Annotated in this window: 19 protein-coding genes; 8 read left to right on the forward strand and 11 right to left on the reverse strand. The window is 64.6% G+C overall.

Annotated elements, in window-relative coordinates; all coding sequences use genetic code 11:
- Window positions 1-83: 83 nt before the first annotated feature.
- From LB535_RS23970 to ccmA, 4 genes are all read right to left on the reverse strand, one after another.
- Entirely contained in the window at window positions 84-653 is a 570-nt protein-coding gene (locus LB535_RS23970) for a DsbE family thiol:disulfide interchange protein (protein ID WP_224633964.1), read from the reverse strand.
- Window positions 650-817: a heme exporter protein CcmD gene (gene ccmD / locus LB535_RS23975; RefSeq protein ID WP_140700683.1), complete on the reverse strand. Its 168-nt coding sequence runs from the start codon at window positions 815-817 to the stop codon at window positions 650-652. Before ccmD ends, LB535_RS23970 begins: the two co-directional genes overlap by 4 nt.
- Before the next feature lie 117 nt (window positions 818-934).
- A complete protein-coding gene (gene ccmB, locus LB535_RS23980) occupies window positions 935-1,600 on the reverse strand; it encodes a heme exporter protein CcmB (RefSeq protein WP_224532110.1) in 666 nt (221 codons plus the stop codon).
- A 193-nt stretch (window positions 1,601-1,793) separates the two neighbouring features.
- Window positions 1,794-2,396 carry a heme ABC exporter ATP-binding protein CcmA gene (gene ccmA, locus LB535_RS23985; protein WP_224633965.1) on the reverse strand — a complete coding sequence of 201 codons (603 nt, stop codon included), beginning with the start codon at window positions 2,394-2,396 and terminating at the stop codon, window positions 1,794-1,796.
- A 283-nt stretch (window positions 2,397-2,679) separates the two neighbouring features.
- Here ccmA and acnA point away from each other — a divergent pair, with 283 nt between their 5' ends.
- From acnA to LB535_RS24000, 3 genes are all read left to right on the forward strand, one after another.
- Window positions 2,680-5,370, forward strand: coding sequence for an aconitate hydratase AcnA (acnA, locus tag LB535_RS23990; protein WP_224633966.1), 2,691 nt, complete (start codon window positions 2,680-2,682; stop codon window positions 5,368-5,370).
- A 458-nt stretch (window positions 5,371-5,828) separates the two neighbouring features.
- A complete protein-coding gene (locus LB535_RS23995) occupies window positions 5,829-6,617 on the forward strand; it encodes a DUF1223 domain-containing protein (RefSeq protein ID WP_224633967.1) in 789 nt (262 codons plus the stop codon).
- Between the two features lie 809 nt (window positions 6,618-7,426).
- Complete coding sequence (locus LB535_RS24000; protein ID WP_224633968.1) at window positions 7,427-7,813, forward strand: DUF2794 domain-containing protein; 387 nt, start codon at window positions 7,427-7,429, stop codon at window positions 7,811-7,813.
- 143 nt (window positions 7,814-7,956) lie between these two features.
- Here LB535_RS24000 and LB535_RS24005 read toward each other — a convergent pair whose 3' ends face one another.
- The 4 genes from LB535_RS24005 to LB535_RS24020 form a co-directional block, all read right to left on the reverse strand.
- The gene (locus tag LB535_RS24005) at window positions 7,957-8,547 is read right to left on the reverse strand and encodes a GNAT family N-acetyltransferase (protein ID WP_224633969.1); all 591 of its coding nucleotides are present in this window, start codon (window positions 8,545-8,547) and stop codon (window positions 7,957-7,959) included.
- 118 nt (window positions 8,548-8,665) lie between these two features.
- On the reverse strand, window positions 8,666-9,406 hold the full coding sequence (locus LB535_RS24010; RefSeq protein WP_224633970.1) for a Bax inhibitor-1/YccA family protein: 741 nt from the start codon (window positions 9,404-9,406) through the stop codon (window positions 8,666-8,668).
- Between the two features lie 248 nt (window positions 9,407-9,654).
- Window positions 9,655-12,210, reverse strand: a complete 2,556-nt coding sequence (locus tag LB535_RS24015) for an ABC transporter permease (protein WP_224633971.1) — start codon at window positions 12,208-12,210, stop codon at window positions 9,655-9,657.
- A gap of 4 nt (window positions 12,211-12,214) precedes the next feature.
- Window positions 12,215-12,910 carry an ABC transporter ATP-binding protein gene (locus tag LB535_RS24020; protein ID WP_224633972.1) on the reverse strand — a complete coding sequence of 232 codons (696 nt, stop codon included), beginning with the start codon at window positions 12,908-12,910 and terminating at the stop codon, window positions 12,215-12,217.
- Between the two features lie 81 nt (window positions 12,911-12,991).
- On the opposite strand from LB535_RS24020, the gene LB535_RS24025 reads away from it, so the two are divergent.
- Window positions 12,992-13,636, forward strand: a complete 645-nt coding sequence (locus LB535_RS24025) for an arylesterase (protein WP_224633973.1) — start codon at window positions 12,992-12,994, stop codon at window positions 13,634-13,636.
- A 118-nt stretch (window positions 13,637-13,754) separates the two neighbouring features.
- A complete protein-coding gene (gene thpR / locus LB535_RS24030; protein ID WP_095769997.1) occupies window positions 13,755-14,348 on the forward strand; it encodes an RNA 2',3'-cyclic phosphodiesterase in 594 nt (197 codons plus the stop codon).
- Here thpR and LB535_RS24035 read toward each other — a convergent pair.
- Entirely contained in the window at window positions 14,255-14,770 is a 516-nt protein-coding gene (locus tag LB535_RS24035) for a low molecular weight protein-tyrosine-phosphatase (RefSeq protein ID WP_224633974.1), read from the reverse strand. The two genes, thpR and LB535_RS24035, sit on opposite strands and share 94 nt — an antisense overlap.
- A 49-nt stretch (window positions 14,771-14,819) precedes the next feature.
- On the opposite strand from LB535_RS24035, the gene LB535_RS24040 reads away from it, so the two are divergent.
- The 3 genes from LB535_RS24040 to LB535_RS24050 all read left to right on the forward strand — a co-directional run bounded on the left by LB535_RS24040 (window position 14,820) and on the right by LB535_RS24050 (window position 16,847).
- On the forward strand, window positions 14,820-15,113 hold the full coding sequence (locus LB535_RS24040) for a 4a-hydroxytetrahydrobiopterin dehydratase (RefSeq protein WP_095769998.1): 294 nt from the start codon (window positions 14,820-14,822) through the stop codon (window positions 15,111-15,113).
- Window positions 15,114-15,723: 610 nt separating this feature from the next.
- Window positions 15,724-16,086, forward strand: coding sequence for a YkvA family protein (locus LB535_RS24045; RefSeq protein WP_224608587.1), 363 nt, complete (start codon window positions 15,724-15,726; stop codon window positions 16,084-16,086).
- A 257-nt stretch (window positions 16,087-16,343) separates the two neighbouring features.
- Complete coding sequence (locus LB535_RS24050) at window positions 16,344-16,847, forward strand: invasion associated locus B family protein (RefSeq protein ID WP_095769999.1); 504 nt, start codon at window positions 16,344-16,346, stop codon at window positions 16,845-16,847.
- Window positions 16,848-16,913: 66 nt separating this feature from the next.
- Here LB535_RS24050 and LB535_RS24055 read toward each other — a convergent pair whose 3' ends face one another.
- Together LB535_RS24055 and LB535_RS24060 are read right to left on the reverse strand one after the other, a co-directional pair.
- On the reverse strand, window positions 16,914-18,263 hold the full coding sequence (locus LB535_RS24055) for a chloride channel protein (RefSeq protein ID WP_224633975.1): 1,350 nt from the start codon (window positions 18,261-18,263) through the stop codon (window positions 16,914-16,916).
- A 180-nt stretch (window positions 18,264-18,443) separates the two neighbouring features.
- Complete coding sequence (locus LB535_RS24060) at window positions 18,444-18,743, reverse strand: hypothetical protein (protein WP_140546497.1); 300 nt, start codon at window positions 18,741-18,743, stop codon at window positions 18,444-18,446.
- Window positions 18,744-18,868: the final 125 nt, after the last annotated feature.

Consider the following 18,868-nt stretch of genomic DNA (forward strand, 5'->3'; position numbering starts at 1 on the left):
AGAACCGGAGCGGAGCGTACTTTCAGTACGTGAGCACCGGAAGCGCAGGAAGCCGGCACTTGCAGGCCGGCCTCACCTGAATATCAACGTGCCGACAGCGCTTTCTCGATCTGCGGCAACAGCAACGCTCTCACGGAGTCGGGCGTCAGTGGCCCGACATGCTTGTAGGCGATCTTGCCGTCCTTGCCGATAACGAAGGTTTCCGGCACGCCGTAGACGCCCCAGTCGATCGCCGCGCGCCCGGCCGGATCGGCGCCGATCGCCTGATACGGATTGCCGAGCTCGCCAAGGAAGCGGCGGGCGTTTTCCGGCTGGTCCTTGTAGTTCAGCGCGGCGAGCGTGAAGCGCTTGTCCAGCGACAGGCCGAGCAGCACCGGATGCTCCTCGCGGCACGGCGCGCACCAGGACGCGAACACGTTGACCAGCGTCACCTTGCCGGTAAAGTCTTTTGACGCGAGCCCCGGCAGGCTCGTCCCTTCGAGCGGCGGCAAGTCGGTCTGTGGCGCCGGCAGGCCGATCAGCGCCGAGGGGATTTCCGAGGTGTCGCGGCCCGAGAGCAGTTGCGACAGGAACAGCCCCGCCAACCCCAGGAACACCAAGAGCGGCAGAAGCACGAACAGGCGGCGGCGCGGCGCTTCGGTTTCGAGGCTCATGGCTTGACGGCCTTGTCGGAACGACGCCGCACCCCGGCCGCTTCAAGTGCCGCAAGCTCACGCCTGCGCGCCCGCTGGTCGAGCAGGATCCAGCCGATCAGTCCGGCCAGCACAACGGCGGTGATGGCATAGGCGGCAGTGACGAACAGGGCGTGCGCGCTCATAGCGACCGCTCCCTGCTCGTAGCCATGTCAACCGTTCCGATCATGTCTTTCCATAACCCCGCGTCGGCCGGTCCGCAATTTGCCGCGGTGCCGCAGTGAGGCAACGTCTTCGTCGCCTCAATCCGTCCCGTGCCGCAACGCCAGCGCTGCCGCCAGTGGACCGAGCACCGCAAGAAACAGCGTCAGCGCGGCAAGAATGAGGAAAGGCTGCAGGAACGGCGCCGGATCGGCCACCGCGCCATAGCTTGCCGAAACGCCGAAGATCAGCACCGGAATGGTCAAAGGCAGCACCAGCACCGAAATAAGCAATCCGCCGCGCGGCAGCGCCACCGCCACCGCGGCGCCCGCCGCGCCGATGAAGGTGATGGCCGGCGTACCGACGAGAAGCGTGAGCGCCGTGGCGCCGATGCCCAGCGGCGCCATATTCATGAACAGGCCGAGCAGAGGTGCCGCGACCACCAGCGGCAGCACGCTGCCCGTCCAGTGCGCCAGGCATTTCGTCAGCACCGTCAGCGCCAGCATGTGGCGGTCGTTGTTCAGCACCAGGAGATCCAGCGAGCCGTCCTCGCGATCGGCCTGGAACAGCCGGTCGAGCCCGAGCAGGCAGGCAAGCAGCGCAGCGATCCACAGTATGGCCGGGCCGATGCGCGACAGGAGGTTGAGATCGGGACCGACGCCGAACGGGATGGTGACGATCACGGCGAGGAAAAAAATCACGCCGATCAGCGCCCCGCCGCCGACGCGGATGGAAAGGCGCATGTCGCGGAGGAAGAGGGCTAGCATGATTTGAGATGCCCGCGCCCAGGCCCCCCTCTCTGGCCTGCCGGCCATCTCCCCCTCAAGGGGGGAGATTGGATGTCGCCTCGGCTTTCGCCAATCTCCAGCGTAGCAAGGCAAATGGGGCGCCTGAGCTGCTGATCTCCCCCCTTGAGGGGGAGATGCCCGGGAGGGCAGAGGGGGGTGCCTCGCGCCGACATCAATCGCCCATCCTCAACACCTTCGCCCCTTCCAACTCCAATGGCAGATGCGTTGCCGCCACCACGATCCCTCCATCCGCCAGATGCCCCCGCATCAGCCCCGCGAACCTTTCCTCCGAGGCCTTGTCCAACCCCGCCGTGGGCTCATCGAGCAGCCAGACCGGCCGACGGCTCACCAAAAGCTTGGCGATCGACACCCGTCGCCTCTGGCCCGTCGACAGATAGCCAAAGGGCAGATGTCCGAGATCGCCGAGCGCCACCGTCTCCAGCGCCTTTTCGACGTCCAGCCCCGGCTCGCCCTGGAAGGCGCGCCAGAAGCCGAGATTCTCCTCGATGCTGAGCGCCGTCTTCATTGCGTTGAGATGGCCGAGATAATGCGAAGCCAAGGCGACCGTCGGGAAAGCCTCGCCGCCGCCCTCGACAAGCACCTTGCCTTCGGCCGCCGGCAGCAGCCCGGCGACGATTCTCAGCAGCGTCGATTTGCCCGCGCCGTTCGGCCCGGTGACGATGAGCGCCTCGCCCTTTTCCAGCGCGAAGCTGATGTTGGAGAAAACCGTCTCGCCGCCGCGCTCGCCGCCCAGATTTTCGGCGATCAGCCGCATTCTTGCCCGTCCCGAAAGCACCGTTTCGCGGCGCTCGCCGCCTCACGCAAATTCGTCTTTCGACTGTCTAGAACTATTCCGGGAAATTCTCTATATGCGGTTCATCCGTGCCAGCGGTCGGCGCGGGATCAGAATTAGCGCCGAACCAGCGCACGCGCCGCCTTGAACGGCTCGGGTTGCTTGGGAGCGGACAGCGGAAATGGCCGTACCCGCACCTTTGCGCGTGATTGCATGCCAACGGCGTCCGTTCCCTTTCAGGCTGAACAGACAAGGACGGATCGCCGTGACGAAATCCCTCGACAGTTTCAATTGCCGCCGCACCCTGACCGCAGGTGGCGCGGACTACGTTTATTTCGACCTCGTTGAGGCCGAGAAGAACGGCCTCACCGGCATCGCCCGGCTGCCCTATTCGATGAAGGTGCTGCTGGAGAACCTGCTGCGCAACGAGGATGGCCGCTCGGTCACGAGGGAATCGATCCAGGCGGTCGCCGCCTGGCTGACCGACAAGGGCACCGCCGGCGTCGAGATCGCCTATCGCCCGGCCCGCGTGCTGATGCAGGATTTCACCGGCGTTCCGGCGGTCGTCGACCTCGCCGCCATGCGCGACGGGATCAAGGCGCTCGGCGGCGACCCGGAAAAGATCAATCCGCTGGTGCCGGTCGATCTCGTCATCGACCACTCCGTCATCGTCGACGAGTTCGGCACGCCGATGGCCTTCGCCCGCAATGTCGAGCTCGAATATGAGCGCAACGAAGAGCGCTACAAGTTCCTCAAATGGGGCCAGCAGGCCTTCCGCAACTTCCGCGTCGTGCCGCCCGGCACCGGCATCTGTCACCAGGTCAACCTTGAATATCTCGGACAAGTGGTGTGGACCAATTCGGAGAACGGCGAAACCGTCGCCTATCCCGACACCTGCGTCGGCACCGATTCGCACACCACCATGATCAACGGCCTCGGCGTTTTGGGCTGGGGCGTCGGCGGCATCGAGGCCGAGGCCGCGATGCTCGGCCAGCCGGTGTCCATGCTTTTGCCCGAGGTCATCGGCTTCCGCCTCACCGGCAGGCTCAAGGAAGGCGTCACCGCCACCGACCTGGTGCTCACCGTCACCCAGATGCTGCGCAAGAAGGGTGTCGTCGGCAAGTTCGTCGAGTTCTTCGGCCCCGGCCTCTCCAACATGACGCTGGCAGACCGGGCCACCATCGGCAACATGGCGCCGGAATATGGCGCCACCTGCGGCTTCTTCCCGGTGGACTCCGAAACCATTCGCTACCTGACCATGTCCGGCCGCGAGGAAAACCGCATCGCGCTGGTCGAGGCCTATTCGAAAGCGCAAGGCATGTGGCGCGACGCCGGCTCGGCCGACCCGGTGTTCACCGATCTGCTCGAGCTCGACCTCGGCGATGTGGTGCCGTCGATGGCCGGCCCGAAGCGTCCCGAGGGCCGCGTCGCCCTGCAGGACATCCCTGCCGGCTTCGCCAAAGCGATGGAGACCGAATACAAGAAGGCCGCCGAGATTTCGAAGCGCTACGCCGTCGAGGGCACCGATCACGATCTCGGCCATGGCGACGTAGTCATCGCCGCCATCACATCCTGCACCAACACCTCTAACCCGAGCGTGCTGATCGGCGCCGGCCTCTTGGCCCGCAACGCCAACCGGCGCGGCCTGAAGCAGAAGCCGTGGGTGAAAACCTCGCTCGCCCCGGGCAGCCAGGTGGTGGCGGAATATCTCGAAAAGTCCGGCCTGCAGAAGGAGCTCGACCAGATCGGCTTCAATCTGGTCGGCTTCGGCTGCACCACCTGCATCGGCAATTCCGGCCCGCTGCCGGCGCCGATCTCGAAGACCATCAACGACAAGGGCCTGATCGCCGCCGCGGTCTTGTCCGGCAACCGCAACTTCGAAGGCCGCGTCTCGCCGGACGTGCAGGCGAACTACCTCGCCTCGCCGCCGCTGGTCGTGGCGCATGCGCTGGCCGGCACGGTGACCAGGGATCTGACGACCGAGCCGCTCGGCGAGGGCAGCGACGGCAGGCCGGTCTATCTCAAGGACATCTGGCCGACATCGTCCGAGATCCAGGAGTTCATCGAGAAGAACGTCACCCGCGAGCTGTTCGCCCGCAAATATGCCGACGTCTTCAAGGGCGACGCCTATTGGCAGAAGGTCAAGGTACCGGAAGGCCAGACTTACGCCTGGGACGACCACTCGACCTATGTGCAGAACCCGCCCTATTTCGCCGGCATGGGCCGCGCCTTCGGCAAGATCGGCGACATCAAGGGCGCGCGGGTGCTCGGTCTCTTCGGTGACAAGATCACCACCGACCACATCTCGCCGGCCGGTTCGATCAAGGCCGCTTCGCCGGCCGGCAAGTATCTCACCGAGCATGGCGTCGGCGTCGCCGACTTCAACCAGTACGGCACGCGGCGCGGCAATCATGAGGTGATGATGCGCGGCACCTTCGCCAACATCCGCATCCGCAACCACATGCTGGGCGAGAACGGCCGCGAAGGCGGCTACACGATCCACTATCCTTCGAAGGAGGAGATGTCGATCTACGACGCCGCCATGAAATACAAGCAGGAAGGCGTGCCGCTGGTGATCTTCGCCGGCGTCGAATACGGCAACGGCTCCTCGCGCGACTGGGCGGCCAAGGGAACGAATCTCCTTGGTGTCCGCGCCGTCATCGCCCAGTCCTTCGAGCGCATCCACCGCTCCAATCTGGTCGGCATGGGCGTTATCCCCTTTGTCTTCGAGGACGGCACCTCATGGGCCTCGCTCAATTTGAAGGGCGACGAGCTGGTCGAGATCGACGGCCTGGACACGATCAAACCGCGCCAGAAGATGGTCGCCAAGGTGACCTTCGGCGACGGCACGGTGAAGAACGTGCCGATCGTCTGCCGCATCGATACGCTGGACGAGCTCGACTACTTCAAGAATGGCGGCATCTTGCAGTACGTGCTGCGGGATCTCGCTGCTTAACAGCAGCAAGGGAGTAGGGCTTAGGCAGTGGGCAGTAGGGAAACAGGACACCTACTGCCTACTGCCTACTGCCTACTGCCTACTGCCTACTGCCTACAGCCTACTGCCTACTGCCTACTGCCTACTGCCTTCGCCTTCCCAACCTCGCCGTCGCCGCCAGCAGTCCCGCGGCAATGAAAGTCAGGTTGGTCGAAGCATTGGCCGGCTCCGCCCAAAGTCCAGGTCCCGTCCGCTCGCAATAGAGATCGACTGGGGTCTGGAGAGTTTGCCCCCTGGCGAGGACGCTGCTCCCGAATCGAACCGCGCCGTGAAATGCAATTACCCCGCCTATTGCGCCCTTACCTGCTGCCGCAACATCAAAAATTTCACCGCAACGTGACTTCCCGTTGACTGGCGCTTCTGCCACATATTTTGGCAATCAGAACAAGGCCGGCGTCACCGGCGGGAATTGGAAAGTCATGGCAATTCAAGGACGATTGCGGCTTGCGGCACTGGCGCTGGCCCTCACCGCGTTGGGCGGCGCGGCCCTTGCAGCCGAGCCCGCCAAGACCGTGACCAGCAAGCCTCAGACCGACAAGCCCTTGGGCGTGATCGAATTGTTCACCAGCCAGGGCTGCAGTTCCTGTCCGCCGGCCGACGAGTTCTTTGCTGAGCTCGCCGGCAAGGACGACATCATCGCGCTCGCCTACCACGTCAATTACTGGGACTATCTCGGCTGGCAGGACACGCTGAGCACCAAGGAAAACACCGAGCGCCAATATGACTATATGCGCGCCTTCGGCAGCCGCTCGGTCTACACGCCGCAAGCCGTCATCAACGGCCGCAGCCACGTCAACGGCGCCAGCCGCAAGGATGTCGACGGCGCCTTGGCCCGAATGGACCGGACCGGCGAGGGTATGCGGGTCGGCATCAAGGTGAGCCGCACCAGCGACCGCGTCATGATCGACGCGGGCGACGCCGGCAATGGCCCGAGCGACGCCCATGTTGTGATCGTCTATTTCGATCCGCCGCAGACGGTGAAGATCGGCCAGGGCGAGAACAGCGGCCGCAGCCTGACCTACTGGAACGCCGTTTCCGACATCCAGACCGCCGGCATGTGGCACGGCAAGGCGCAGCGTTACGAACTGCCGATGACCGAGATCGCCAAGAAGGGCGGCTGCGCGGTGCTGCTGCAGTCGGTCGGCAAGGACGGCATGCCGGGGCCGATCCTCGGCGCCGCCTTCATCCGCAAGCCGGACCGGCTTTAGCTCCCGTTCTAGCAATTGGCTTTTCGTCCGCTAGCGCGGACCGCTTCTCACCACAAGGCAGGCAATCTCTGGGAGTTCGGATAGCCGGGATGCCTTGATCGGCGTGATTGATCGGCTGAAGGCTTGATTGCCAGGTGGTTCCCCCAATCCGTCGCTGCTTCGCAGCGCCACCTTTCCCCCCTTCGGAGGGAAAGGAAGGGAGCCTTGCGGACGAGCGTCGACGGCAAAAAGCTTGGCGCCTTTCCTCTCCCCCGTCGATCGGGGGAGAGGTGGCTCGGCGAAGCCGAGACGGAGTGGGGGGTCGACCAGCGCTATATTGGATTAGGCAATGCATGCGCCAAGCTGCAATGCACACTATCGCCAAAGACCAGCCCGCTTGGAAATGTGTGCATGCGGTAGACAAGGAGAGCTGGAAAATAAAAAACCGGCGTCAGCTTGCTTCTGACGCCGGTCATTCAGGTTTTGGGATCGTCGCACCTGATTTTTCCAAGGAAAAACCGAGGTTGGTTCGATCCGACGCTGACCCGTGGGCGGGGGGCTTGGGGTTTACGAGCCGGTGCCGGACCGAACCGTCTCAGGCAACGACCGTAAATTCGTCGGACATTGGGGCATGAGCGCGGATTATTTGTGGCGAGAATGTGGCGGAGCATCACCAATTCCAACATGTGTTTCGCAAACGTGACTGGACGTTTGGGAAACCGCGCGACCCGCGCGTGTTCGGACGGCCCCGCATTTCCATCGTGCCCTTGCAATTCCCTTATGAAAGCGCGAACCTTGGCCGGCGCATGATTCAATCGAAGGATCGAGGCATGACCGATCACAGCGGCGGGACGGAGGATGGGGAAGCATCCGGAATATTGATCCCGTTGCACGAGGCGCGCAACGCACGCCTCGACCAGCCGGTGCGATTCGACCGGCGCGAGCTCGACCAGATCCTGAGGCTTTACGGACGTATGGTTGCGGCCAATGAATGGCGCGACTACGCGATCGACCATCTCACTGATCGCGCTGTCTTTTCCGTCTTCCGCCGGGCCAGCGAAGTGCCGCTGTTCCAGATCGTCAAGGACCCCAGGCTGGCGCGCCGGCAAGGCGCTTTCGCCGTCATCGCCGCCGGCGGCCGCATCCTCAAGCGCGGCCAGGAGCTCAGCCGCGTGCTTGGTGTCTTCGATGCCAAGCTGAAGCTCGTCGAGGCGTGAGAAGAGGAATCGAAGAACTGAAGAATTGAGGAACTGAGGAAAAAGGCCGCGTCTCCAGCGGACCTTGAGCGCCTCTTCTTCAGTTCTTCAGTTCTTCAGTTCTTCAGTTCTTCAGTTCTTCAGTTCTTCAGTTCCTCAGTTCTTCAGTTCCTCAGTTCCTCTATTTCCCTTGAGCTCCGGAACCTTCGCTCCGGCAGCGAATCCGGATCCGGCGGCAATTCCGCGCCGCCATTCAGCGAAAGCTGCATGAACACCGTGTCCAGCCAGCGTCCGTGCTTGTAGCCGGAGCCCTCGAGGCGCCCGGAATGGCGGAAGCCGAGTTTCTCGTGCAGCCGCACCGAGGCGCTGTCTGCGTGGCCGTCGCCGATCACCGCAATGATCTGGCGGAAGCCCGCCGCGCGCGCTGCCTCGATCAGCGCCCGCATTAGCAGCAAGCCCACGCCCTGCCCCTTGGCCTCCGGCGCGACATAGACCGAATCCTCGATGACGAATCGGTAGGCGGGGCGCGGCCGGAACGGCCCGGCATAGGCATAGCCGAGCACGACACCGTCCTTCTCCGCCACGAGATAAGGAAAGCCGCCCGCCGCTAGGGCGTCGAATCGGTTGCCCATTTCCGCGCGGCTCGGCGGTTCCAGCTCGTAGCTTGCCGTGCCGTGCGCGACCGCATCGGCATAGATTTCGGTGATTCGGTCGAGGTCGGCCGCCGTAGCGGCCCTGATCGCAGTATTGCTCATAATTTGTGCAGCTATCTTTCCTGCCTCGATAACAGCAGATGACTGCATTAAAAGGAAGGGCGGCCGTTGGGCCGCCCTTCGCAAAATCTATGGTCCACTGAGACCGGGGTAACCGCCCTTAGCGGCGGTCGCCCATGAACTGCAGCAGGAACATGAACAGGTTGATGAAGTCGAGATAGAGGCGCAGCGCGCCCATGATCGCCTTGCGGCCGGCGACGTCGGCGACGTCACCTTCGAAATACATCTCCTTGATCTTCTGCGTGTCGTAGGCGGTCAGGCCGGCGAACACCAGCACGCCGATCGCCGAGATGGCGAAAGCGAGCGCCGACGACTGCAGGAAGATGTTGATCAGCATCGCAATCAGCAGGCCGATCACGCCCATGATCAGGAACGAGCCGAACGCCGCCAGGTCGCGCCTGGTCGTGTAGCCGTAGAGCGACAGGCCGCCAAAGGCCGCGGCCGTGGCGAAGAAGGTCTGGGTGATGCTGGTGCCGGTGTAGACGAGAAAGATCGTCGACAGCGACAGGCCGACAAGGCCGGCATAGACCCAGAACGTGGCCTGAGCCGCGCCCACGCTCATCGACTGGATGCGGAACGACAGGAACATCACGGCGGCGAGCGGCGCCAGGATGACGACCCAGCGGAACGCGCTTGCATAGATCAGCTGGCCGAAAGCGGTCAGCTGGCCGTCGCCGGTGATGGCGAGCTGGAAGGCGCCCCAGGCGGCAAGGCCGGTAATGAGCAGGCCAAGCCCCATGAGGTTGTAGACTTTGATCATGTAGGCGCGCAGGCCCTGATCGATATCGACGCGCACGCCGGGGGCGGCGGACGTCTGGTAGTTGCGAATGGGATCAGCCATTGGAAATCCTCTGTTGCTTCTGCCCCGTCCGGTGACAGGTCATTCGAGACCAGGCGCCGCTGGCGGGGCTCCAGCATGCCTGCGCAAAATATGAGCGTTCTCGACGTCAAGAACAAGACGGTAACGAGGCGCAACGCTTCGTGAGAAAGCAAAAGGCCGGTTTTCGGGTCTTCCGGGCGTCTTTCTTACAAAAATTTAACCGGGCTTACACAGGTTTAAACGGGCGGGCGGCTCTCGGCCCCCCGCCGTCAGAGGTTGCGCAGCACCGGCGCCGCCTTGTGGCCGAGCACCCGCCATGTGCCGGCAAGGCCGATGCCGACGGTGACCGCCAGCGAAACCAGGATCGTCGCCACCGCGACCTGTGGCATAAAATGCGACGGCAGCGTCATGATATGCGCGACCACGAACCAGGCGGCGATGCCGCCGGCGGCAAGCGCGAACAGCGCGGTCGCAAGGCCGATCAGCACATATTCCAGCGAGAAGGCGGTAATCAGCGTTCGTCGCGTCGCGCCGAGCGTCTTCAGCACCACAGCGTCGTGGATGCGCGCCCGGTTGCCGGCGGCCAAAGCGCCGGAGAGCACCAGCACCGAGGCAATCAGCGCCACGCCGGCGGCGGCGCGGATCGCGGCGCCCAATTGCGCGACCAGCCGGTTGACGATGTCGAGCGCGTCCTTGACGCGCACAGTCGTCACAGCCGGAAAGGCGCGGGTGACGGCGTTGAGCAGCCTTGCGTCGTCAGCCGTAGTGGCTTGCTTGTCGGTCAGTGTCGCCAGCCAGCCATGCGGCGCCCCGGCGAAGGTGTTGGGCGAAAACACCATGACGAAGTTGATGCCCATCGTCTCCCACTCGACCTGGCGGAAATTGGCGATCCTCGCGGTGACGTTGCGTCCAAGCACATTGACGGTGACGGTGTCGCCGAGCTTCAGCCCGATCGCCTTGCCCTCCTCGGCCGAGAACGACACCAGCGGCTCGCCGGAATAGTCCTGCGGCCACCACGCGCCTTCGGTCAGCGTCGCGTTTTCCGGCTGCTTGGCGTCATAGGTCAGGCCGCGGTCGCCGCGCAGCACCCAGGCGCCGTCGGCCGGGATCTTCACCTTGTCGACGTCGACGCCGTTGAGCGCCATGATGCGGCCGCGCAGCATCGGCACCTTGACCAGCGTCCCCCGCGGCGACTCCTTGCCGACAAGGCCGGCGAAGGCGTCGACATCGCTGCTCTGGATGTCAACGAAGAAGAAGTTCGGCGCCCGCTCCGGCAGGCTGCCGGAGATCTGCCGCCTGAGATTCCCATCGATCAGCGCCAGGGTGACGAGAAGCGTCAGCCCGAGGCCGAGCGACAGCACCACCGAGGGCGTCAGCGCGCCGGGACGGTGGATGTTGCCGAGCGCCAGCCTAAGCGACACGAAACGGACGCGCGGACTTTTCCTAGCCGCCCACTGCACCAGCGCCGCCACCAGCCGCAGCACCAGGAAGGCAAAGACCGTGGCGCCGACGAAGATCGAGGCGATGCGGTAGTCGTTGGCCGAAAGGATCGCCAACGCCGCCAGCGCCAGCACGATCGCGAGCGCCGCGCCCGTATAGGGCAGGCGCGGCAGGCCCCGGCTTTCAAAGCCCATTTCGCGGAACAGCGCGGTTGCCGGCACGTCGCGGGCGCGGCCGAGCGGCAAAAGCGCGAAAGCCAGCGTCACCAGCAGGCCGAACAGCGCGGCAAGAGCAAGCGCGCCGGGATAGAAGCCGCCTTGCGCCGGCACCGGGATGACCGACTGCAGAAGCGCGCCCGCCACGAACGGCATCGCGGCGCCGACGATAAGCCCGAGCACGATGCCAAGGCCTGCAATCAACAGGATCTGCACCAGATAGACGGTGAAGACGAAGCCGCCCGAGGCGCCGAGGCTCTTGAAGGTGGCGATGACGCCGCGCTTGCCGTCGAGATAGGCGCGCACGGCGTTCGCCACGCCGACGCCGCCGACCACCAGCGCCGTCAGCCCGACCAGCGTCAGGAATTGCGAGAAGCGCTCGATATTGGCGGAGAGCGCGGGGGCGGCGTTGCTGCGCGTGCGGATCGACCAGCCGGCTTGCGGGAAATCCTTCGCGGCTTGAGCCTGGATATCCTTGATCCGCGCCTCGGACGTGCCGTCGGGCAGGCGCACCTTATAGGCGTTCTCGACCAGGCTGCCCGGCTGCACCAGGCCGGATGCGGCGAGGCCCTGGCGCGAAATCATCAGCCGCGGCGCGAAACCGAAACCGTCCGACACCGCATCCGGCTCGCTGACCAGCCTCGCCCGCAGTTCGAAAATGGCGCCACCGAGCTTCAGCCTGTCGCCGATGTGAAGATTGAGCCGGTCGAACAACAGGTCGGGCGCGGCGGCGCCGAACACGCCGGACCGTTCGCCGAACAATTGGTCCGTCGGCAGCGCCGGATCGGTTTCCAGAGCGCCGAAGAGCGGATAGGCGTCGTCGACGGCCTTTGCCTCGACCAGCGCCTGGTCCGAGCCGTCCTCCAGCCGCGCCATCGAGCGCATGCCGGAATTGAGCGAGACAGTGCCGAGGCCCTTGATGAAGCCGAGCTCCGCATCGGAAGCGCTGCGCTGGTTGACCTGGAAGCGCAAATCGCCGCCAAGCAGCGTCTGGCCCTGATTGGCGACGCCGGCCGAGATCGCCTGCGCCACCGAATTGACGCCGCCGATCGCCGCGACGCCCAGCGCGATGCAGCCGAGGAAGATCATGAAGCCGGACAGTCCGCCGCGCATCTCGCGCAGCGAGAAGCGGATGGCAAGCCTCAGGGTTCGAAGCCGGGCGGCCGCCATGCCTCTATGCCGTCACTTTGAGCAAAGGCGCATCCTCGATCCGCCCCGAACGCATCGAGACCTGGCGCGCACAACGCCCGGCCAGCGCCGGATCATGCGTCACCAGCACCAGCGTCATGCCGCGCTCCGCCGCCTTGGCGAACAGGAGATCGGCGATCTGCTTTCCCGTCACCTGGTCGAGGTTGCCGGTCGGCTCGTCGGCGATGAGGATGCGCGGCGACGGCGCCAGCGCCCGCGCGATCGCCACGCGCTGCTGCTCGCCGCCGGAAAGCTCTCCCGGATAATGCGTCACGCGGTCGCTCAGGCCGACCGCCGCGAGCTCCCGCGCGGCCACCCCGAACGGATCGGCATGGCCGGCGAGCTCCAGCGGCACGGCGACATTTTCCAGCGCCGTCATGTTGGGGATCAGATGGAAGGACTGGAACACGATGCCGATGTTTCGCCCCCGAAACGAAGCAATCTGATCCTCGCTTTTGTCATTGATCAGCTCGCCGGCGATCCGGACTGTGCCCGAATCGACTCTTTCCAGCCCGGCAAGGACCATCAGCAGCGTGGACTTGCCGGAGCCCGACGGACCGACAATGCCGGTGGCTTCGCCGGCCGCCACGTCGAGGCTCACATCTTTCAGCACATGGACGGAGGACGCGCCCTCGCCGAGCGTCAGCGATATGTCCCTCAGCGCGATGACGGCTTCTGTCACAATGAAAGCGCCCTATATGTGAAAAAGGAGACGACCGCTGTCTCCTCCCTTGGATTGTTCCGGTCATATGGGGCTCGCCGCATGGCTTTCAAACACCGTTTTGCCGCAGCCCTCATCCTTTTCCTCGGCCTTTGCGCCGCCATCTCGCCGGCGCGCGCCGCAACCTTCACCATAGTCGGCTTCGGCGACAGCCTGATGGCTGGCTACAGCCTTGGACCGGGCCAGGGTTTCACCGACAGGCTGCAAGCGGCTCTGAAGGCGAAGGGCCTCGATGTCGCCGTCGCCAATGCCGGCGTGTCGGGCGACACATCGAGCGGCGGGCTGGCGCGGCTCGACTGGTCGGTGCCGGACGGCACAAGGCTGGTGATCCTCGAGCTTGGTGCCAACGACATGCTGCGCGGCCTTTCGCCCAAGATCGCCGAGAAGAACCTCGACGCGATGCTGGGCAAGCTGAAGCAACGCAACATTCCGGTGCTTCTGGCCGGCATGCGCGCCGCGCCCAATCTCGGCGCCGACTACCAGAAGGGCTTCGATGCCATCTATCCGCGGCTTGCCGAAAGATACCGCGTTCCGCTCTATCCGTTCTTCCTCGACGGCGTCGCCGGCCACCCCGAGCTGCAGCTGGGAGACGGCCTGCATCCCAATCCCCGGGGTGTCGACGTCATGGTCGAGCGCATCCTGCCCGTGGTCGAGAAGGCGATCGCCGACAATGGAGGGCCATCATGAGTCCGTAATGCCACGCTTTCCGCTGGGGAAACTTTGTGGACAACAAACCGCTTGCCCCGCGCCAATATCGATGATTCGCTAGGAACGAGAGTTTCGATTCGAGGACAGGAGGCTTCACATGCCACGTCTTTTCACCGCCCTCGAAATTCCGCGTGATGCTGCTCTCTCTTTGTCCCTGCTCCGGGGCGGGCTGCCCGGAGCGCGCTGGATCGACGTCGAAAACTACCACCTGACGCTGCGTTTCATCGGTGATGTCGAGGGCCATGTCGCCGACGAAATCGCCAACGCCCTCGACAGGGTCGACCGCCCCTCTTTCCAGATGACGCTCTCTGGGGTCGGCGCCTTCGGCGGCAAGAAGCCGCATGCGGTGTGGGCCGGCGTGTCGGCCTCGCCCGACCTGACGGCGCTGCAGGGCGAGATCGACCGCATCTGCCAGCGGCTCGGTCTGCCGGCCGACCCACGCAAGTTTTCGCCGCATGTGACGCTGGCGCGCCTGCGCAATGGGAGCCCGCTCGATGTCGCGCAATATCTTTCGGCGCGCGGCAATTTCGCGGCATTGCCCTTCCGCGTCGGCCGCTTCGTCCTGATGTCGTCGCGCGATTCGGTCGGCGGCGGCCCCTACATCGTCGAAGAGGCGTGGCCGCTGGTCGGCGAAGCGCTGGCCCCGAGCCGCTTCGCCAGCGCATCCGACGCCTCGCGGATCATGCGGTAGACCGAGGCGAAGGCCTCGGCGCCGTCGTAATAGGGGTCGGGAACGTCCACGGTCTTTCCCGTAGCAAAATCCAGATAAAGATGGATGCGGTCGTGCGCGGCCTGCGGCGCCAGCGCCTTGAGGTCGCGCACATTTGCATTGTCCATGCCGAGCATCAGGTCGAAACGCGAAAAATCCTCCTGCAGCACCTTGCGCGCCCGCTGCCCTGAAATGTCGACGCCGTGCCTTGCCGCCACCGCGATCGAGCGCCGGTCCGGCTCCTGGCCGGCATGCCAGCCGCCCGTCCCGGCCGAATCGATCACCAGACCCTGGTCTTTGCCTTGCTCGGTCAGGACGGCGCGGAACACGCCCTCGGCCAGCGGCGAGCGGCAGATGTTGCCAAGGCAGACGAACAGAATGGATTTTATGGGCTTTGCGCTCATCGATCCGGCGCTATGGTTGGATCATCTGCGAATAGCACAGGGACCGGACATGAACAGGGAAAAACTCAACAAGGAAGCGATCGTCGCCGCGCTTGCGGAACTTGACGGCTGGTCGCTCGCCGCCGACGGCGCCTCCATCAAGCGCAGCTTCGTCTTCAAGAATTTCTCCGAGGCCTTCGCCTTCATGACGCGCGTGGCGCTGGCGGCCGAAAAGATGGACCATCACCCGGACTGGTCGAATGTCTACAAGACCGTCGACGTGACGCTGAACACGCATGACGCAGGCGGCGTCACGGCGCTCGATATCGAGCTCGCCAAGCGGATGAACGTATATTTCGGCTGAGAGCGAGCGGACTTCGTCATTCCAGGGCGGAGCAAGGAGCGAAGCGACGCGCGCAGACCCTGGAATCCATTCCGTGACCTACGAGCGTCGCGGCGGTGCAGATCGTGGCGAACGTTCGCGATTGGCCAAAGCCTCTCAACCTCGTCATCCACGGGCGTAGCGACGCGAAGCGGCGCGCAGACCCGAGATCCATTCCGTGATCCTGGCCATTCCGTGATCTTGGCCGAGGAATGCAGCGAAGCAGGATTCTGCACCGTAGCAGCCTGGCTTCGTCATTCCAGGGCGGAGCAAGGAGCGAAGCGACATTCCGTGACCTTTGCCGAGAATTGCAGCGGAGCAGAATTCTGCACCGTGAGCGGCGCTCGTATGTCACGGAATGGATCCTCGGGTCTGCGCGCGTCGCTTCGCTCCTTGCTCCGCCCGTGGATGACGATCGGAGGGATGCCTTGGCCAACCACCACACTGAGGCGATTGCCACGCTGGTTATTGTTGCGAGTTCGATTTTCAGGTCGGCGCGCCTCCTAAACTCTTGTAGCCGCCTTCCGCTTTCACCACATTTTGCCGCGGCGAGCCGCCCGCAACGATGCACGCGGCCGCCAAGGAGCGATTGATGGCGCAAGGTACCGGTTTCGATTTCTTCGGCTTCGGCGACAAGCTCGCCGGCGAGGGCGAGGTGCGCGAAAAATTTTGGCGCACCGCCAAGAAGGCGGCGCGGCAGATTCCGTTCATGGACGAGGTTGTCGCCGCCTATTATTGCGCCATGGACAGGGACACGCCGTTGCGCGCCAAGGCCACCCTGCTCGGCGCGCTCGGCTATTTCGTCCTGCCGTTCGATTTCATTCCCGATTTCGTCGTCGGCCTCGGCTTCACCGACGACCTTGCCGTGCTGACCGCGGCGATCACCGCCGTCAGCGCGCATATCACGCCTGCCCACAGGCAGGCCGCCAAAGACGCACTGGCGGACAAGAGCTGATCCCGGCTCGCTTCAGGCCCGCAAATCGGCGCGGACGAAAAGACAAACTCTTGCCGTTTTCGTGGCATCCAACTCCGCGCCGGGACGTCGCGCCGGCATCAATCCACAGTGGCGGCGCGGATGGTGGCGGTTTCCTGGGGTGGGTTCCTTTTCTTCAAGGACAATTCACCGTTTGGTAACCCTGATTAAATCAAAATGAAGCGACGGCAGGACGCCACGCGGCCCGCCTCCGCACCATTTGGAATACGGGAAGAACGATGCGCGGATTGATTGCTATAGTTTCCAGCCTGGTCCTGGCGGCCTCGGCGGCGCCGGCGTTGGCGCAGCAGGCGACCAAGATCGGCCAGCACAATGCCTGGGGCACCTACAGCTATCAGTCGGCCGCCGGCAAGGTCTGCTATGTGCTGACCGTGCCCACCGACAAGCAGCCGCCGTCGCTCGACCATGGCGACATGTTCTTCTTCGTCAGCCAGCGTCCCGGACAGCAGGTCTCCTACGAGCCGCAGTTCATCGCGGGCTACAACTTCCAGGAAGGCTCGAAGGCCACCGTCACCATCGACAAGAAGAGCTTCTCGATGTTCACCCGCGGCAAGTCGGCCTGGGTCGAGAACGCGGCGGAAGAGCCGGTGCTGATCGCCGCCATGAAGACCGGCTCCGACATGAAGGTGCAGGCTAAGTCCGGCCGCGGCAATCCCACCTCCTACGTCTTCTCGCTGAAAGGCATCTCGGCCGCGCTGGCCTCGATCGCCAAGTGCAAATAGGCGGGAACCGCATTCGAACCTGACGCAAGGCCGGACATCATGCCCGGCCTTTGTTTGGAATGGCGCTCAGCCCTGCGCCGGCTCTGGCTGCGCCCTGCGCCGCCGGATCGCCTCGGCGATGAAGACGCGCGACAGCGCGTGGTAGAGAGGTTCGTTGGAGATCAGCCTCGCCGTGCCGTAGCCCAGCATCGACGCGCACATCAGCGCGATCACATTGTCGTGGTTGCCGGTCATCTCGAGAATGATGACGAAGGCCGTCATCGGCGCCTGCACGACGCCGGCGAAATAGCCGGCCATGCCGAGCAGCGCCGCCGTGCCGGTGGCTGTGCCGAAGACCAGGCCGAGCGTGCTGCCCAGCCCCGCGCCCACCGCCAGCGACGGCGCGAAGAGGCCGCCGGGAATGCCCGACACCATCGACAAGAGGCCGGCTGCGAACTTCTCGACGAAGAAGAAGGCCGGCAGCGGCGTGCCTTCGATCGCGCCGCGCGCCTGCACATAACCGGTGCCGAAGGTCGATCCTCCGGAGGCGATGCCGATCGCGGCGACGGCCAGGCCGCAGACAGCCGCCACGACCAGCGTGCGCGGCAGCGGCTGCAGCGCGTTCCAGCGCCGGATGCGGCGCATGACTTTCAGCGCCGAGAGCGAGAACAGCGCGCCGACACCGCCGCCAATGATGCCGCAGGCGAGCACCAGCGGCCAGTCCGTGGCGAAGGCGACCGTCTCCCTGGCGACGCCGAAATAGGTGTAGTTGCCGAGCAGCCCGAGCGAGGCGAGGCCGGCCAGGATCACCGCCGTCAGCACCAGCCCGTTGGTGCGCGCCTCGTAGGCCCGGCCCATTTCCTCGATGGCGAAGACGATGCCGGCAAGCGGCGTGTTGAAGGCGGCGGCGATGCCGGCGGCGGAGCCCGCCAGGATCAGGCCGCGCGCCTGCGCCATGCCGCCCCAGCGCGCCGCCTGCAGCATCAGCGAAGCGCCGACCTGCACTGTCGGGCCTTCGCGCCCGATCGAGGCGCCGCAGGCGAGGCCGACGATGGTCAGCGCGATCTTGCCCACCACCAGCCTCAGCGACAGGATCCGGCTGCGGTCTTCCTCGTCGCGCAGATGCCGCGCCGCGATCGCCTGCGGAATGCCGCTGCCTTGCGAGCCCGGAAAGAAGGAATGCGCGAGCCAGGCGCAAAGGACGAAACCGAGCGGCGTCACGACGAGCGGCAGATAAAAGCGCCAGCCGCCGTCATTGCCCGTCACGGCATGGAACCGAGCCTGCGCGCGGTCGGCGAGCAGGGCGAACAGGACGCTGATCAGGCCGATCGATATGGCGCCGGCCCAGAAGACGAGACGCGGCTGCCAGACGCGCCGCGACATCCACATGGCGTGGGAACGCCGCAGCATGCGGTATTTTCGGGATATGCCGGCCATGACCGTCCTCGTGATGGTTACCCGCCCTAGCACACTCGCCGGGTCGATCAACCCGGGAGGGCGAGCCCGACGCTATGTCAGTCAGGTCTAGGACCGGTGCTCAAGGGGACGTTTAGCGGATGGCGGATAACCCGCCGGCGCACCGGCCGGCGGGGAGGTCGGCAGGCAGGACCGGCGAGGTCACATCGCCATTTTTTCACATTCGGCCTGGGCCTTCTTGGTCGACGTGTCGACCATGTAGGCTTTGCCCTTGGCGTCGGTGATCATCATCATGCAATGCTTGATCGGCTTGGCCATCTTCATCATCTCGGCGCTCATCTTGGCGTCCGGCATCATGGTGCCCATGTGGCCGTCCGGCATGATAGCGGTGACCTGGCCGCCCTTCATCATCGTCATGGCGCCCATCGTGTCCTCGGCAAGGGCCTGCGAGGCGCAAAGACCGGCGAGGCCGGCAATGAGTGCGAACTTGATCGAGTGCATTTGAACAACTCCCATTGTTGAGGGGCATGGTCGCCCCTTTCAGGTTCGCGGATGCGTTTCGATTGGTTACGCCAACACGAATATGTGATCTGTTTTCAAGGGCCATCGCCAGTCGCGGCCTTCTC

The sequence above is a fragment of the Mesorhizobium sp. CA10 genome (genome assembly GCF_020165285.1).
Classification (GTDB): domain Bacteria; phylum Pseudomonadota; class Alphaproteobacteria; order Rhizobiales; family Rhizobiaceae; genus Mesorhizobium.